Origin of the sequence: Roseibium aggregatum IAM 12614 (assembly GCF_000168975.1) — a bacterium.
Lineage (GTDB): Bacteria > Pseudomonadota > Alphaproteobacteria > Rhizobiales > Stappiaceae > Roseibium > Roseibium aggregatum.
Map to the genome: position 1 here is coordinate 365,385 of NZ_AAUW01000001.1, position 15,742 is coordinate 381,126.

Genomic DNA, 15,742 nt, shown 5'->3' on the forward strand with positions numbered 1-15,742 from the left:
TTCAGCTCAATCCGCGGCTGCCCGGCTTGACTGCAGGCAGGGCGGCCAGTTCCGGCGGCAGGTTATCCGGTTCATAGGCCGGAACCTTGTATTCTGCCAGCGCAATTACCGGTACGGAGGCGTCAGCCTCGCCACCGGAGCGGTCGATCAGGCAGGCTACACCCAGGACTTCAGCACCAAGAGCTTTCAACGAGGTTACCGTTTCGCGGCTGGAAAGGCCGGTTGTAACGATATCCTCTACAACAATGACCCGGGCACCTTGCGGCATTTCGAAGCGCCGCAGGCGAAATTCACCATCTTCCCGCTCCACCCACATGGCAGGAACGTTGAGGTGGCGGGCGGTTTCGTAACCTGGAATGAGGCCCCCGAGCGCCGGGGAGACGATGTAATCGATCCTGCCAAGACCGGAGGCGCGGATCTTTTCGGCAAGCGCCTTGCAGAGCTTTTCCGTCTTGTCCGGATACATGAACACGCGTGCCTTCTGCAGGAAGACCGGGCTGCGCAGACCGGAGGTCAGAATGAAGTGGCCTTCCAGAAAGGCTCCGGCCTCACGGAACACGGCCAGAACTTCATCGCGTGTCATTATCAGATCCCCTCAAAATTCTTCGGCGGCTGAGCGCCTGCCCATTTTCAATCGGTATTGTTGTCCACTCGAAAGCGGCTTGGTCCTTTTTGTGGCGGCCACCTCTGGCAGCCTAACCATTCACACGGCTGACGCTGGAAACATTCGGCTTGCTTCGAAGCTGATTTATGATCCTGTTCAGGTGTTTCAGATCCCAGACTTCCAGATCGATGATCATCTGGTGGAAGTCCGAGGCGCGCTGCATCATCTTGACGTTGTCGATATTGCCGCTGTTTTCGCCGATCACCTGCGCGATGGTTGCCAGGGAACCGGGCTCGTTTGCAGCCGAAATGTCCAGGCGCGCAGGGAACCGTTCCGGATTGTTGACGTCGATGTCCCAGCGAACGTCGACCCAGCGCTCCGTCTGGTCGTCGAATTCCTTCAGGGACGGCGATTGTATCGGATAGATGGTCAGTCCCTCGGACGGGGTCAAGATGCCGACGATACGGTCGCCGGGAACGGCCCCGCCATCTGGCGCGAAAGTGACCGGAATGTCGCCGGACAGGCCGCGGATCGGCAGGGCAGGACCTTCTTCGGCTTCGCCATTGGCGTTGGCGGCCGCCTTGTCTGCATCCAGTTCCCCTGGCGGAATGCGGAACTTCAGGCCATGGCCCTGCTTCAGGCCGAACCAGCCTTCTTCCAGCGGTGGGCCGGAAATGGCCACGCGCTCGTCCTGATAATCCGGATGGGCCGATTTCAGAACCAGTTGTGCCGAAAGATCACCGCGCCCGACCGCAGCCAGCAAATCTGCGACGCTGGCCTGGTGCAGAAGATCGAGAATGGCTTCCAGAAGATCTTCCGAATAGGCCTTGTCCGCTCTGGCGAAAGCACGCTTCAGAATGTGTTCGCCAAGGGCTCCATACTGCTTGCGCACGGATTCCCTGGTGGCGCGGCGGATCGCGGCACGAGCCTTGCCTGTGACGGCAATCGCTTCCCAGGCCGGCGGCGGCGTTTGCGCGGGCGAACGGATGATTTCGACTTCATCGCCGTTATGCAGCTCGGTCACCAGCGGCATGATCTTGCCGTTGATCTTGCAGCCGACGCAGGTGTTGCCGATGCCGGTATGAACCGCATAGGCAAAATCGATCGGCGTCGCGCCGCGGGGCAGGGCGATCAAGCGGCCTTTGGGGGTGAAGCAGAAGACCTGGTCGTGGAAGAGTTCCAGCTTGGTATTTTCCAGAAATTCTTCCGGCGTGTCCCCCTGGGCCAGCAACTCGGTGGTCCTGCGCAGCCATTCAAAGGCTCGGCAGTCTTCCGTGTGGCGTGCAATGTTGCGCCCGCCGAATTCGCCGTCCTTGTAGAGCGCATGCGCGGCGATACCGTATTCCGCGACCCGGTCCATGGCGATGGTGCGGATCTGCAGCTCCACGCGTTGGCGCGATGGCCCGACGATGGTGGTATGGATCGACTTGTAGTCGTTCTGCTTGGGCGTGGAGATATAGTCCTTGAACCGGCCGGGAACGGTGGGCCAGGTCGTATGAATCACACCCAGAACGCGATAGCAGGCCTCCACGGTGCCGACTGTGACGCGGAACCCGTAGATGTCGGAAAGCTGCTCGAAGCCGATGGCCTTGCGCTGCATCTTGCGGAAGATCGAGTAGGGACGTTTTTCACGGCCCTTCACCACGGCGGCCATGCCCCGCTCGCTGAGACGCTCCGTCAGCGTTGTCTCGATGTCCAGGATCAGGTCGCGGTTGCGCTCGCGCAGATCGACCAGACGGTCGGTGATGGTTTCATAGGCTTCGGGGTTGAGCGTGTGGAAGGCGATGTCTTCCAGCTCCTCGCGCATGTCGTGCATGCCCATGCGCCCGGCGAGCGGCGCATAGATTTCCATCGTTTCTTCGGCAATCCGCCCGCGCTTGTGCTCCGGCATATGGTGGAGCGTACGCATGTTGTGCAAACGGTCCGCCAGTTTGACCAGAAGCACACGGACGTCATCGGCAATGGCAAGCAGAAGTTTGCGGAAGTTTTCGGCCTGCTTGGCTTTCTGCGAGACCAGGTCCAGTCGCTTGATCTTGGTCAGACCCTCGACCAGCTTGCCGATTTCCTCACCGAACAGGGAGTCGATCTCGGCACGGGTCGCATCGGTGTCCTCGATCGTGTCATGCAGCAGGGCGACGGCAATTGTTGCGTCGTCCAGGCGCAGGTCCGTGAGGATCGCGGCAACTTCGAGCGGATGAGAAAAGTAGGGGTCGCCGGACGCACGGGTTTGGGAGCCGTGTTTCTGCATGGCATAGACGTAGGCCTTGTTGAGCAAGGCCTCGTCGGCGTCCGGATTGTAGCGCGTAACCCGTTCAACGAGTTCGTATTGACGCATCATGGCCGCAACCGACCCTGGCAAACGGCTGAGACATCAGCGGGACAGACAAAAGCCGTCGGAAGCGCCGGGGTATTCCCGCCGCGCTTCAGACGAACTTGTGAACTCAAATCAGACGTCGTCGGTCCGCTCCGGCGGTACGAGGCCTTCCAGGCCACGCAGCAGGTCTTCTTCGGACATGCGGTCGAACTCGACAGCGCTGTCGTCAACATTGTTGACCTGCGTCATCTGATGCTGGTTGGAGGACGGAACCATCGGCACGGCATCGGCCTCCGGCTCATCCACTTCCACATATTTCTGCAGAGAGTGGATCAGGTCCTCTTTCATGTCTTCCGGGCTGACGGTCTGCTCGGCAATCTCGCGCAGCGCAACAACGGGGTTCTTGTCGTTGTCACGATCAATGGTCAGCGGCGAGCCGCTTGAGATCATACGAGCGCGATGCGCAGCAAGCAGCACCAGCTCAAACCGGTTTTCGACCTTGTCGATGCAGTCCTCGACGGTCACGCGCGCCATTCGACGTCTCCATAGGCTTAAGGAACTTGAAGAACCAGCGTATAGTGTTCACGTTTCCAAAAAGCAACCCCTTGTCAGATTTGAGAGGCGCAACCCAGTTCCCGGAACGCACAGACAAAAAATCCGATGTTTTTTTGCCTGATTTCGCGCGCCCTATTCGCTTTTGCATTGCGGCGCTCCAATATAATGGTGTAGGCCACTAGTAACGGTCGTTTTCAGAATCAGAAGGCCGTTGACAAAACAAAATGATAAGCTGTGTGACGCCACGGAATACGCGGTAAACTTACAGCAAAATATATGTCGCCTTATAGCGTGCGCCTGGAATTCGGTCGCGGGAAACCAGTTCCTCCTACGCAACATTGCAAGAGCGGCGTGTATGACTCGGAAAGGTTTCAAATAAGATGTTTGACGCTCGAGAAAAAGTTGCTTTGTTCATTGATGGAGCGAACTTGTACTCAACGGCCAAGGCAATTGGCTTTGATATCGACTACAAACGTTTGCTGAAAGAGTTCCAGGGACAGGCGTATCTGCTGCGTGCGTATTATTACACTGCGTTGATCGAAGATCAGGAATACTCCTCCATACGTCCGCTGATCGACTGGCTCGACTACAACGGTTACAAGGTCATTACCAAGCCTGTGAAGGAATTCGTCGATAGCGCCGGCCGCCGCAAGGTGAAGGGCAACATGGACATCGAGCTTGCCGTGGATGCCATGGAACTGGTTGAATCCGTCGACCATGTGGTCCTGTTCTCCGGTGACGGCGACTTCCGCTCCCTCGTTGAGGCCCTGCAACGCAAGGGCCGCAAGGTGAGTGTGGTTTCAACGCTGAAGACCCAGCCGCCGATGATCGCCGACGACTTGCGTCGTCAGGCTGACCATTTCATCGATCTGGCGAGCCTTGCAAACAAGATCGGCCGGGATCCGTCCGAACGTCCTGCCCGCCCGCAAACGCCTGCGCATGTCGATGAAGACGACGAGGACGACGACTACTGAGGCCGAACCGGGCAATGTCCGAGCGTATTTCAGATAGCTGGCCGGTTGACCCTCCGCCGGACTGCCCGGCCTGTCCGCGCCTCGTCGCCCTGCGCGAGGAGCTGAAGGTTACCTATCCAGACTGGCACAATGCACCAGTGCCATCATTCGGTGATGCGTCTCCGCGCCTTCTGATCATCGGTCTGGCGCCGGGAATGAAGGGGGCCAATTGCACGGGCCGGCCTTTCACGGGCGACTACGCCGGGGATCTTCTGTACCAGACCATGATCGAGTTCGGTTTTGCCGAAGGAACGTATCTGGCCCGACCGGACGACGGGTTGCGGCTGAAAGATGCGATGATCACCAATGCGGTGCGCTGCCTGCCGCCACAGAACAAGCCGACCGGCGCCGAAATCAAGACGTGCCGCCCCTATCTCCTGTCGACGCTTGACGCCAATCCATCGATCAAGGCTGTGCTTGCGCTCGGCCGCATTGCGCATGAAACCTTCCTGACGGCGCTCGATCAGCGCAGGGCATCCTTCGCCTTTGCACATGGCGCACAGCACGAGCTGCCCGGAACGGGACTGACGCTTTTCGACAGCTATCACTGCTCGCGCTACAACACCAACACCGGCCGCCTAACCGAAGAAATGTTCCACTCGGTCTTCAGGCAGATCCGCGCGTTCATTCCCTGAACGGGCTAATGCCTTCGGTGAAGTATGCGCCGATCGGTTTTGCTGGAAAATAAGATCCTGGGAAAGCCGCAGGCAGTGGCCACACTTTCTGCCTCATATTGAACAAGCACGAAGTGCTGTCGCCAGGGATGAACCACTTACTTCTGCGTATGCCGCCCATCCTTCGATACAACGCTGACGCGCTTACTCAGGATGAGGGGTGAGGTGAGAAAGGTAGTTCTGCAGCCGTAAAGCTCTGAGCCATGCATCGGGCACCCGGCCGAACCATGCCGCCCGCCGTCATTCTTCCGAATGCGGTGCCTTTTGATAGGCTTCCGCGTCGACAACCAGCCAGCCATTGGGGCCGAGATGTTCCTGCGGCTTGAAGCGGGCCTTGTAGGCCATCTTCTGAGAGCCGTTGACCCAGTATCCCAGGTAAACGTAAGGCAGGTTCATCTTACGGGCGCGCTCGATGTGATCGAGGATCATATAGGTGCCGAGAGGCGTCTTGGCGTATTCGGGATCGTAGAAGGAATAGACCATCGACAATCCGTCCGAAAGCTGATCGGAAAGGGCGACGCCCAGCAACGGGCCTTCGCCCGCTCCGGTGATGAAGCTGTTCGGGCCGCGTTGCCGGTATTCCAGAACCAGCGTTTCGACATGGGTGTCTTCAACCATCATGGCATAGTCGAGAACACTCATTTCCGTCATGCCACCATTCTCGTGCCGGGCCTGCAGATAGTCACGGAAGAGATCGTATTGTTCGGCTGACGGGCTGGGTGGAAGGCGGGCGCCGACGATGTCGGATCCGGATTTCCAGACGCGCTTGAAGGATTTGCTCCACTTGAAATCGTCAACGCGCACGCGAACCGAGATACAGGCCTGGCACCGTTCGCAGGCCGGGCGGTAGGCGATGTTCTGGCTGCGCCGGAAACCGCCCTGCGTGAGCACCTCGTTGAGCGCGGGAGCGCCATGGCCGACAAGATGGGTAAAGACCTTGCGCTCTTGTTTTCCCTCAAGATAGGGGCAGGGTGCGGGTGCAGTAAGATAGAACTGCGGATGATCTGTGGGGTGCCGTGTCACCGTTTTGTCCCGCGAAACCTTTTGATTTGTTCTCTATTCCGGGTCCTATAGTCCGTAATACCATGGCGCGACCAGTGAGAAGGTCAACCATAAAATAAGCGCAAGCGGGGTACCAGCCCGCACAAAGTCGTTGAACTTGTAGTGACCCGGACCCATGACGATCAGGTTGGTCTGATAGCCGATAGGGGTCGCGAAGGACGAGTTGGCCGCGATGATCAGGCAGACGACAAAGGCTTCCGGGCTCGCGCCGATCTGGTTTGCCAGATTGATCGCAATCGGAGTGAACAGAACGGCGGCCGCGTTGTTCGACAGGAAGTTCGTCAGGATCATCACGATAAAGAACAGCGCTGACAGCATCACGGTTGGCGATGCTCCGGCCAGCAGGTGAACAAGCCCGGTGGCAATGGCATTTGCCCCGCCGGTTCCCTCCAGCGCAACGGCGGCGGCCAGCGAGGCCCCCACCAGCATGAAGATGCGGCTGTCGATGGCGCGCATGGCCTGCCGGATGTTGAGACAGCCCGAAACGATCATGGCGAACGTACCGGCGACGGCCGTGGTGACAATGGGGACGAGACCGCTGGCAGCCAGCGCAACCACAAAGGCAAAGATCACGAGCGCCCGTGGCGCGTAACGCTTGCGCGGCACCTCGGCCATCGACCAGTCCAGCAGCAGAACGTCGCGATTGCCGCGCAGGCGCGCGATCGCCTCCTCGCTGCCGGCCACAAGAAGCACGTCGCCGGCTTCCAGGCGGATGTCGTTCATGGCCATGCGCGGCATGCGGCTGCGACGCTGGATGCCCATCACCAGGCAGCCTGTGTCCGTGTAGAAGCCCGACTGGGGCAGGGTGCGGCCCATCAGGCGGGAGGCAGGAGCCACCACCGTTTCCGCAAGGCTGATCGTGCCGGCAGGGGCCGGTGTCTCGCGGCCTGAGCCGTTGGTATCGGAATCGGCCTCCATCAGCGGCTGCCTGCGGGCCAGCGCATTGGCAAGGGCGGCGCGCGTTGCAGCCACGATCACCGTGTCGCCGGGCGACAGCACAACGTTTTCAAACGGGGGCAGAATGGGCTTCTGGCCACGCTGAACCAGCCGTACAGTCATGTCCTTCAGTTTCGGGAACATGCCGGACACGGATTCAACACCTACCAGCGGGTGACCGTAGGTGATTTCGATCTGGGCGATGAACTGCTTTCCGGAAGAGCTCTGGAACTCTTCCGCCATGGTTTTGCGCACCGGAAGCAGTTTGGGCATGATGAACAGCACGTAGATCGAGCCGACGCCGGCCATGATCAGCCCGATGGGTGTGAAGCTGAAGAAGGTCAGCCGCAGATCTGAGCTCTGCGCCGCGAAATTCGCCACCAGCAGATTGGTCGATGAACCGATCAGCGTCGTCATGCCGCCAAGAATTGCCAGGAAGGACAGCGGCATCAGAACACGGGCCGGGGACTGGCCTACCGTTGCAGCAACGGCTGTCAGGATCGGCAGGAACATCACGACGACGGGGGTATTGTTCAAGAACGCGCTGAGCGCGGCGACGGTCAACAGAACCGGGATCGCGGCTCGCAGCGAGCGCCCCCGCGTCATCTTCACGATGGCCTTGGCCGGTGCTTCCAGGGCGTCGGTCTGGAACAGGCCCTGGCCGATGATCAGCAGACAAATAACCGTAATCAGCGCGGGGTTGGAAAAGCCGGACAGGAAGTCGCCGGTGCTGATGAGAGAACCGTCCGGCCTCTCAACCGGAAACAGCGAAAAGATGACAATGAAGGCGGAAACGGACCCAAGGGCGATTGTTTCGATCGCATAACGCTCAAGGGCGTACAGGACGACAGTGGACGCGATCACCACGAAGGTCAGCGCCATCGCAATATCAACTGAGTGCATTCACCTGCCCAAAGCCATCTTGGCCAATTTCACGAAGCAACACTCTAAAGCAGGCGGTCCCGGCAATGGAAGAGCCTTAAGATAATATTGCCGTTGATATATTCCCCTTACCAAATGACACTTCTAAAGTTCGTCTGCCGATAATGCGATTTGGCCGGAAGAACGGGAACCCTTGATGACAAGCCGCGTTGAAAAAGTCATGAGTTCAGAAAATCCAAGTTCGCCGCCGTCTGCCAGACATCTTCCCTTGCTGGTCTTGTTTCTGGCCATCGTTCTGGGGGCTGGCATCACGATCGGCATCCTGAACACGCCGGGGGCCTGGTACGAAGCTCTCAGAAAGCCGCCGTTCAATCCGCCAAACTGGGTTTTCGCGCCAGTCTGGACAATACTTTACGTGATGATTGCGATTGCGGGCTGGCGGACGTACCTGCGTGGGGGCAACAGCCGCATCATGCAGATCTGGTACGGGCAGATGATCCTCAACTGGGTCTGGTCGCCGCTCTTTTTCACGCTCCACTACATGTGGACGGCCTTGGGCGTCATCACTGTGATGCTCTACCTGATCCTGAATTTTATCGGCGGAAACTGGCGCGCGGACCGTTTGTCTGCGCTGCTGTTCATTCCCTACGCGCTGTGGACAGGCTTTGCTGGCCTGTTGAACTTGTCGCTCGCGCTCTTGAACTGACGTTACGCCTGCACGCGCGCATGTTCCTGATGGTAGGCGGAGTTGATCACCACTGTTCCGAGGATAAGGTCGTGCAGCAGGCGCTTGCGGTCGGAGAATAGGGACACCAGCAGAACCAGTGGCGTCAGCAGAGAGACCGAGAACCAGAACAGGATGACATGGACGGCTGCCAGAAGCGGGTAGGGCTTGGCGCCATACCAGAGGCGCATTTCCAGCCCCATCGCGCGCATGCCCAGAGTTGATGCCTGCGGGCCGCCAAGCGTGAAGGCGACATAGAGCAGAGCGACCGCGGTGGGCAGAATGCCATAAAGCAGGAAGCCGAGGCCGAGAGTGAACACGCCCAGGAAGAACACAACGATGCCGGCGGCAAAGGTGAACAGCGTGATCACGATCAGATCAATACAGAAGGCGAAGATGCGCCGGCTGCGCACACCGGAAAACAGCTCCGGATTGCTCACAGGATCGAAGACATCCTGACGGGCATAGTCGGAGGTGGTTTCTGCAGACATGGCGCGGCTCCCTTAGGTTCGATGATCAACATGTGGTGATTGGGAGCGGGTTTCGCAATTATCTGCCGGTAGCCCCAAGCTTGTCTGCGTGCCATCTGCACTCCTGCCGATCCTTCAGGTCCGATCTGACAGTTCAACCTGCGATGAAATTGAGGTGTCCATTGACTTTGAAAAATGGAAAAGCCGGGGTCCGCCTCAGTCCATCCGCTCGCCGATTTCCAGATAACGCACCACGAAGGCACGTTCGCGCAGTGCGGCGACGATGCGCTCGCCATGCGGACGGTCGAAAGCCTCGAAAGTGACATCCAGCGTCGCGCCCTTGGCGGGAACATTCAGGAACAGGCGGTGGTGTTCCACATCAACCACGTTGCCCTGCATGTCGCCGATGACGGTCGCGATTTCACCGAGTACGCCCGGCCGGTCCGGCGTATCGATCCGGATCGACACCAGTTTGCCGTCGCGGGCAAGTTCGCGAACCACGATTTTTGACAGCAGTCTCGGATCGATGTTCCCGCCACACAGGACCAGGCCAACCCTTTTGCCGGCGAAGCGCTCTGGATCTGTCAGCAACGCCGCAAGACCGGCTGCGCCTGCGCCCTCGGCAATGGTCCGCTGCAAGGTCAGATAGGCGTTGATCGCCCGCTCGATGCTGCTTTCAGAAACAAGCAAGATGTCATCGACGGCCCTTTTGACGACTTCCGTTGTCAGAATGCCGATGTCGCGCACCGCAATGCCTTCGGCGATGGTCGCACCCTCGCAGCGTACGTCCTTGCCATAGAAAGCGCCCCACATGCCGGGGTAAAGCGTTGTCTCGACGCCGATCACTTCAACGGAAGGCTTGAGAGCCTTTGCCGCCGTTGCAATGCCCGCGATCAGCCCGCCACCGCCGATCGGGACGACGAGCATATCGAGGTCCGGCTGCTGTGCCAGCATTTCAATGCCGATGGTGCCCTGGCCGTGAATGACATGAGCATCATCGTAAGGATGCACCCAGACGAGATTGTTCTGTTCGGCCAGCCTGTCGGCTTCTTCCTTTGCCTCAGCCAGCGTGTTTCCGGCCAGCACGACCTCGGCGCCATGGTTCCGGGTTGCGGAAATCTTCACGAAAGGCGTCAGGACCGGCATGACGATGGTCGCCGGTATGCCGAGACGTCCGGCATGATAGGCAACGCCCTGCGCGTGGTTGCCGGCCGAGACCGCGATGACGCCACGCTTCTTTTCATCCACCGTCAGGCTTGAGAGTTTCACCAGCGCGCCGCGTTCCTTGAAGGCACCGGTGACCTGCATGTTTTCGTATTTTACAAAGACATCCGCCCCGGTGAGCTGCGAAAGCCGCGGCGCAGGCAGGCACGGGGTCTCGATCACGGCGCCTTTCAAAAGCGCGGCCGCCTCCTGAACCTTGTCGAATGTCACCTCGTCAGCGCGGCTGGCCTCGGCAGAGGTCATTTCCCGCCTGCCAGCATCTCGGCCACCTTGGGGGCGAAGTAGGTCAGGATGCCGTCGGCTCCGGCGCGCTTGAAGGCAAGCAGGCTTTCCAGCATTGCTTTGTCGCCGTCCAGCCAGCCGTTAGCGGCGGCCGCCTTGATCATCGCGTATTCGCCGGACACCTGATAGGCGTAGGTCGGAACCTGGAATTCGTCCTTGATCCGGCGGACGATGTCGAGATAGGGCATGCCCGGCTTCACCATCACCATGTCAGCGCCTTCCGCAATATCCAGTTCTGCTTCTCGCAGAGCCTCGTCGGTGTTGGCCGGGTCCATCTGGTAGGTGCGCTTGTCGCCGATCAACGTGCCGGACGAACCGACAGCATCGCGGAACGGGCCATAGAAGGCAGAGGCGTATTTGGCCGAATAGGCCATGATCTGCGTTCCACGGTGACCTTGAGAATCGAGAGCCTGGCGAATGGCGCCGATGCGGCCGTCCATCATGTCAGACGGAGCGATTACATCCGCGCCCGCTTCCGCCTGCACCAGAGCCTGCCGGCAAAGTTGATCGACAGTTTCGTCGTTCAGGATCGTCTCCCCCTCCATCAGTCCGTCATGGCCGTGGCTGGTGTAGGGGTCGAGCGCGACGTCGGTCATCAGGCCGAGGTTCAGTCTTTCCGCCTTGATGGCGCGCAAGGCGCGGCAGGTCAGGTTCTCCGGATTGAGCGCCTCGGACCCGGTTTCGTCGCGCAGACCAGGATCGGTATAGGGAAACAGCGCCAGTGCCGGAATATTCAGCTTTGCCGCCTTCTCTGCCTCGCGCACGGCTTCGTCCACCGAAAGCCGCACGACATCCGGCATCGACGGGACCGACTGGCGGATATTCTCGCCATCCACCAGGAAGATCGGCCAGATCAGGTCATCGACCGTGAGATTGTTTTCGCGCACCAGACGGCGCGACCAGTCACTCTGGCGGTTGCGGCGCATACGGGTGCCGGCCAGGAGCGTGTCCATGTGGTCGGAGGTGATCTGCGGGAGGGGAGATTTTGACGGCATGGGCCCTGTCTGTTCGCTAATCGACGTTGGAAGGCGTATTCTGATCGAAGTGATCCGCCAATCTATCACGCAGATTGACGCAATCAAACATTCTGGAAAATAACTGAATTTAATATAGAAAAAGAGATTGTTTGACGTTTGCGTCAAATATGCTTTAGTGCTGCCGCGAAGTCAGGGCGCAGACCTTTTTGGAGGAGGAATCGCGCCGCCACCGCTTGAGGGAGGATAACCCGTGGACTTTTCACTGAACGAAGATCAGCGCGCCTTTCAGGACATGGCTGCAAGCTTTTCGCGGGAAGAACTGGCACCTTTTGCCAAGGAGTGGGACGAGGAAAGCCATTTCCCGATCCCCACGCTACGCAAGGCGGCAGAGCTGGGTTTCGGCGGCATCTATGTGAAAGAGGACGTCGGCGGCTCCGCACTCACCAGGCTGGATGCGACACTGATCTTCGAGGAATTGTCCAAGGGCTGCACGTCGACGGCGGCATATATCGCCATTCACAACATGGTTGCCTGGATCATCGATACGTACGGGTCGGAAGACCTGCGTCAGAAGTATCTGCCACAGCTTTGCACCATGGACCTGCTCACCAGTTACTGCCTGACCGAACCGGGTTCCGGGTCGGATGCAGCGAGCCTGCGCACCAGTGCCAGGGATGATGGCGACCATTATATCCTGAACGGCTCCAAGGCATTCATCTCCGGCGGCGGCGTCAGCGATCTCTATGCGGTCATGGTCCGCACGGGCGGCGAGGGGCCTTCCGGAGTTTCCTGTCTTCTGGTCGAAAAGGGGACCCCGGGTCTCAGCTTCGGCGCCAACGAGGTGAAGCTTGGCTGGAAAAGCCAGCCGACGGCCCAGGTCAACTTTCAGGACTGCCGGGTGCCCAAGTCGAACCTCATCGGGTCGGAAGGGCAGGGCTTCAAGATCGCCATGGCAGCGCTCGACGGTGGCCGTCTCAACATCGGCGCCTGTTCGATGGGGGCAGCTCAAGCCTGTCTCGACCACGCCCTGGCTTATGTGCAGGAGCGCAAGCAGTTCGGACGCCCGATAGCCGACTTCCAGGCGCTCCAGTTCCGCCTCGCGGATATGGCGACCGAACTGGAAGCAGCCCGCCTGCTGTTGCACAAGGCAGCTTCCGCGGTGGACGCGAAATCTCATGACGCGACCAAACTCGCCGCCATGGCCAAGCGGCTTGCCACTGACACGGGCTTCAAGGTGGTCAACGAAGCGCTGCAGCTTCATGGAGGCTACGGCTATCTGCGAGACTATCCGATCGAGCGCTATTTCCGCGATGTGCGGGTGCACCAGATTCTGGAAGGCACCAACGAGATCATGCGATTGATCATTGCGCGGCAGCTCTTGAAGGACTGATCGAGTTTTCCGATCCATTCCGTTGAAACGACTCTTCTTTTTGCGAGGCTCCAGTGAGCGACGAGATTCTTTTCCAGAAGCGTGGCAAGGCCGGATTTGTCATTTTGAACAGGCCCAAGGCGCTGAATGCGATCAATCATGCCATGGTTCGCGCCATGGCCGAGCAATTGACGCGCTGGGGGGAAGACCCGGAAATCGCACACGTCGTCGTCACGGGTGCCGGCGACAAGGCCTTTTGCGCAGGGGGCGACATTCGCAGCATCTACGATGCACGCATGAGCGGCCAGACGGAGGGACTGAGTGCCTTTTTCCGCGATGAGTATATTCTCAACGCTCAGATCAAGGCCTATCCGAAGCCTTACATTGCGCTTATCAACGGGATCGTCATGGGCGGCGGTGTCGGGGTGTCGGTTCATGGCAGCCATCGGATCGGTACTGAAAAGACGCTGTTTGCGATGCCCGAAACCGGGATCGGTTTTTTTCCGGACGTCGGCGGAACGTACTTCCTGCCGCGCATGCCCCGCAGCAGCGGCATATATTGTGCGCTCAGCTCAGGCAGGCTGAAGCAGGGCGACGCCCTGGCTACCGGTGTGCTGACCCACGCTGTTTCGGAAGCATCCCTTGAGGACCTGGAACGGGATCTGGAGACCGCGGACGATATCGGCGCCGTGCTTGCTCCCTATCTCGTTACGCCGGAGAAGGGGCCCGTGTCGGAAAATCTTGATGCGATCGGCGAAGCATTTTCGGCTTCCTCTGTGGAAGACATCCTGTCTCGCCTGGATACGTCGGACGCGGACTTTGCCGGAAAGACCGCGGCCGCCATCCGGCAAAAGTCGCCGACGAGTGTCCTGATCGCTTTTGAGCAAATGAAACGAGGCGGCCAGCTTTCCTTCAACGAATGCATCAAGCTTGAGTATCGCATCGTGTCCCGCATTCTGCAGGGGACAGAGTTTTACGAAGGCATACGCGCAGTGCTGGTCGACAAGGATCAGGCACCCAAATGGTCGCCTTCCCAGTTTAGCCAAGTGGACAGCGCCGAGCTGGCGTCGTATTTCGAGGAACCTGCTGACGGAGACCTGCCGCTCAGCTAAGCCTCTTCTGACCCGGACGTGACATGATTACCAGCTTTCAGGACCTGATCGATTCCCGCCCGCCCTGGAGCACGCTGCTGATCTGGTACCTGCGCGGCATCGCGATCATTCTCATTGGTGGCGGCATGATCTACTGGGCGCGCATCATTGGCATTGTCGAATGGCGGGGCCTGTGGTTCTGGGACATGCCCGTGACCATGCAGGGGGCAATTATCTTTTTCGCGGTTCTGGATCTGGTGGCTGCGACAGGCCTTTGGCTGACCGTGTCGTGGGGCACGGTCATGTGGATCTTCCGCTGTGTGTGCCAGATCGTCATGCACACCGCCTTTTCCGATCTCTACGGGCGACGTCCCTATGAGATCGCATTCTATCTGCTGACAATTGCGATCTACGCCGCGCTGGCTTTCCTGATGGACAGGGAAAACAAGGCCAATGCTGTCTGACGGCAGTTGAATCAGTTTTTGAAGAGGCTGGAACAGTGGTTCAAGACGGCCAGCCAACAGATTCAAAACCAACATGAAATCTCTCTGGGAGGAAACCATCATGAGCACTATCGGATTTATCGGCCTCGGCAACATGGGTGGACCGATGGCGATCAATCTCGTCAAGGCCGGGCACAGGGTCCTTGGCTTCGATCTCTCCGATAAGGCGATGGCGGCGCACGAGGCGGAAGGCGGTGAAAAGGCCGCCGGAGTTGCCGACCTGGCCGCCGCTGCCGATGTGATCGTCACCATGCTACCGGCCGGCAAGCATGTCCGCCAGATCTATGAAGGCGAGGGCGGCATTCTGGAGAACGCCAAGCCCGGCATTCTCATGATCGATTCCTCCACGATTGACGTCGACAGCGCCCGAGCGGTCAGCGCGGCGGCGGAGGCCAAGGGCATGAAGATGGTCGACGCGCCGGTCTCCGGCGGTGTTGCCGGCGCTGCCGGTGGCACCTTGACCTTCATGGTCGGCGGATCGGTGGAGGCGTTTGAAGCAGCCAAGACCTATCTCGACATCATGGGCAAGACCATCGTTCATGCAGGCGATGCGGGAACCGGTCAGGCGGCGAAGATCTGCAACAACATGATCCTCGGCATTTCCATGATCGCCGTCTCGGAGGCATTCGTGCTTGCCGAGAAGCTGGGTCTCGACAAGCAGAAGTTGTTCGATATCTCATCGACGGCCTCCGGCCAGTGCTGGTCCCTGACATCCTACTGCCCGGTGCCGGGGCCGCTGCCGTCCTCGCCGGCGAACCGGGATTATCAACCTGGGTTTGCAGCCGCGATGATGCTCAAGGATTTAAAACTTGCTCAGGAGGCAGCAAATTCGGCAGGCGCGGCAACGCCTTTGGGCGCGGAAGCCGCGGCGCTCTACTCTCTCTTCTGTAACTCGGGTGGCGAAACCCAGGATTTCTCAGGGATTGTGAAGTTCCTGCGTGGAACATCATGAACAACAAGTTAAAGGGAAGTCTAAAACGGCCCTGAGAAGTTAACGGATGATTCAGCGTGTCTCTTAAGCGGATTTTAGAATCGCTCGGTTAGATTGCGAAACAAGGCGGG

At 59.2% G+C, this 15,742-nt stretch carries 15 protein-coding genes; 7 read left to right on the plus strand and 8 right to left on the minus strand.

Translation table 11 applies throughout. The annotated features are described in order from the left end of the window. Position 1: 1 nt before the first annotated feature. The 3 genes from pyrE to rpoZ all read right to left on the minus strand — a co-directional run bounded on the left by pyrE (position 2) and on the right by rpoZ (position 3,452). Positions 2-583 (minus strand): orotate phosphoribosyltransferase, encoded by a 582-nt coding sequence (gene pyrE / locus SIAM614_RS01655; RefSeq protein ID WP_006931529.1) that lies wholly within the window; start codon positions 581-583, stop codon positions 2-4. A 112-nt stretch (positions 584-695) separates the two neighbouring features. After that, positions 696-2,942, minus strand: a complete 2,247-nt coding sequence (locus tag SIAM614_RS01660) for a RelA/SpoT family protein (protein WP_006931530.1) — start codon at positions 2,940-2,942, stop codon at positions 696-698. A 108-nt stretch (positions 2,943-3,050) separates the two neighbouring features. After that, complete coding sequence (gene rpoZ, locus SIAM614_RS01665) at positions 3,051-3,452, minus strand: DNA-directed RNA polymerase subunit omega (RefSeq protein ID WP_006931531.1); 402 nt, start codon at positions 3,450-3,452, stop codon at positions 3,051-3,053. Between the two features lie 401 nt (positions 3,453-3,853). Here rpoZ and SIAM614_RS01670 point away from each other — a divergent pair, with 401 nt between their 5' ends. Continuing rightward, complete coding sequence (locus tag SIAM614_RS01670) at positions 3,854-4,447, plus strand: LabA-like NYN domain-containing protein (RefSeq protein ID WP_040438758.1); 594 nt, start codon at positions 3,854-3,856, stop codon at positions 4,445-4,447. Positions 4,448-4,461: 14 nt separating this feature from the next. Continuing rightward, positions 4,462-5,121 carry a uracil-DNA glycosylase gene (locus SIAM614_RS01675; protein WP_006931533.1) on the plus strand — a complete coding sequence of 220 codons (660 nt, stop codon included), beginning with the start codon at positions 4,462-4,464 and terminating at the stop codon, positions 5,119-5,121. Positions 5,122-5,400: 279 nt separating this feature from the next. On the opposite strand, the gene SIAM614_RS01680 is transcribed toward SIAM614_RS01675, so the two are convergent. Both SIAM614_RS01680 and SIAM614_RS01685 read right to left on the minus strand, forming a co-directional pair. Then, a complete protein-coding gene (locus tag SIAM614_RS01680; protein ID WP_006931534.1) occupies positions 5,401-6,183 on the minus strand; it encodes an arginyltransferase in 783 nt (260 codons plus the stop codon). A gap of 45 nt (positions 6,184-6,228) precedes the next feature. Then, positions 6,229-8,061 carry an SLC13 family permease gene (locus SIAM614_RS01685; protein ID WP_040438761.1) on the minus strand — a complete coding sequence of 611 codons (1,833 nt, stop codon included), beginning with the start codon at positions 8,059-8,061 and terminating at the stop codon, positions 6,229-6,231. 199 nt (positions 8,062-8,260) lie between these two features. On the opposite strand from SIAM614_RS01685, the gene SIAM614_RS01690 reads away from it, so the two are divergent. Next, entirely contained in the window at positions 8,261-8,746 is a 486-nt protein-coding gene (locus tag SIAM614_RS01690) for a TspO/MBR family protein (protein ID WP_157139617.1), read from the plus strand. A 2-nt stretch (positions 8,747-8,748) separates the two neighbouring features. Here SIAM614_RS01690 and SIAM614_RS01695 read toward each other — a convergent pair whose 3' ends face one another. The 3 genes from SIAM614_RS01695 to hemB form a co-directional block, all read right to left on the minus strand. Beyond that, positions 8,749-9,255, minus strand: a complete 507-nt coding sequence (locus SIAM614_RS01695) for an RDD family protein (RefSeq protein WP_006931538.1) — start codon at positions 9,253-9,255, stop codon at positions 8,749-8,751. A 195-nt stretch (positions 9,256-9,450) separates the two neighbouring features. Beyond that, positions 9,451-10,701 carry a threonine ammonia-lyase gene (locus SIAM614_RS01700; protein ID WP_006931540.1) on the minus strand — a complete coding sequence of 417 codons (1,251 nt, stop codon included), beginning with the start codon at positions 10,699-10,701 and terminating at the stop codon, positions 9,451-9,453. Continuing rightward, positions 10,698-11,693 carry a porphobilinogen synthase gene (gene hemB, locus SIAM614_RS01705; protein ID WP_050789302.1) on the minus strand — a complete coding sequence of 332 codons (996 nt, stop codon included), beginning with the start codon at positions 11,691-11,693 and terminating at the stop codon, positions 10,698-10,700. The genes SIAM614_RS01700 and hemB overlap by 4 nt, the downstream gene beginning before the upstream one ends. A 274-nt stretch (positions 11,694-11,967) precedes the next feature. Between hemB and SIAM614_RS01710 the strand changes: the two genes are divergently transcribed. The 4 genes from SIAM614_RS01710 to mmsB all read left to right on the plus strand — a co-directional run bounded on the left by SIAM614_RS01710 (position 11,968) and on the right by mmsB (position 15,632). Next, positions 11,968-13,107, plus strand: a complete 1,140-nt coding sequence (locus SIAM614_RS01710; protein ID WP_006931548.1) for an isobutyryl-CoA dehydrogenase — start codon at positions 11,968-11,970, stop codon at positions 13,105-13,107. Positions 13,108-13,160: 53 nt separating this feature from the next. Further along, positions 13,161-14,198: an enoyl-CoA hydratase/isomerase family protein gene (locus tag SIAM614_RS01715; RefSeq protein ID WP_006931549.1), complete on the plus strand. Its 1,038-nt coding sequence runs from the start codon at positions 13,161-13,163 to the stop codon at positions 14,196-14,198. A gap of 23 nt (positions 14,199-14,221) precedes the next feature. Beyond that, entirely contained in the window at positions 14,222-14,641 is a 420-nt protein-coding gene (locus SIAM614_RS01720) for a DUF6163 family protein (protein ID WP_006931550.1), read from the plus strand. A gap of 100 nt (positions 14,642-14,741) precedes the next feature. Continuing rightward, complete coding sequence (mmsB, locus tag SIAM614_RS01725) at positions 14,742-15,632, plus strand: 3-hydroxyisobutyrate dehydrogenase (RefSeq protein ID WP_040438925.1); 891 nt, start codon at positions 14,742-14,744, stop codon at positions 15,630-15,632. The last annotated feature ends 110 nt before the right edge of the window (positions 15,633-15,742 follow it).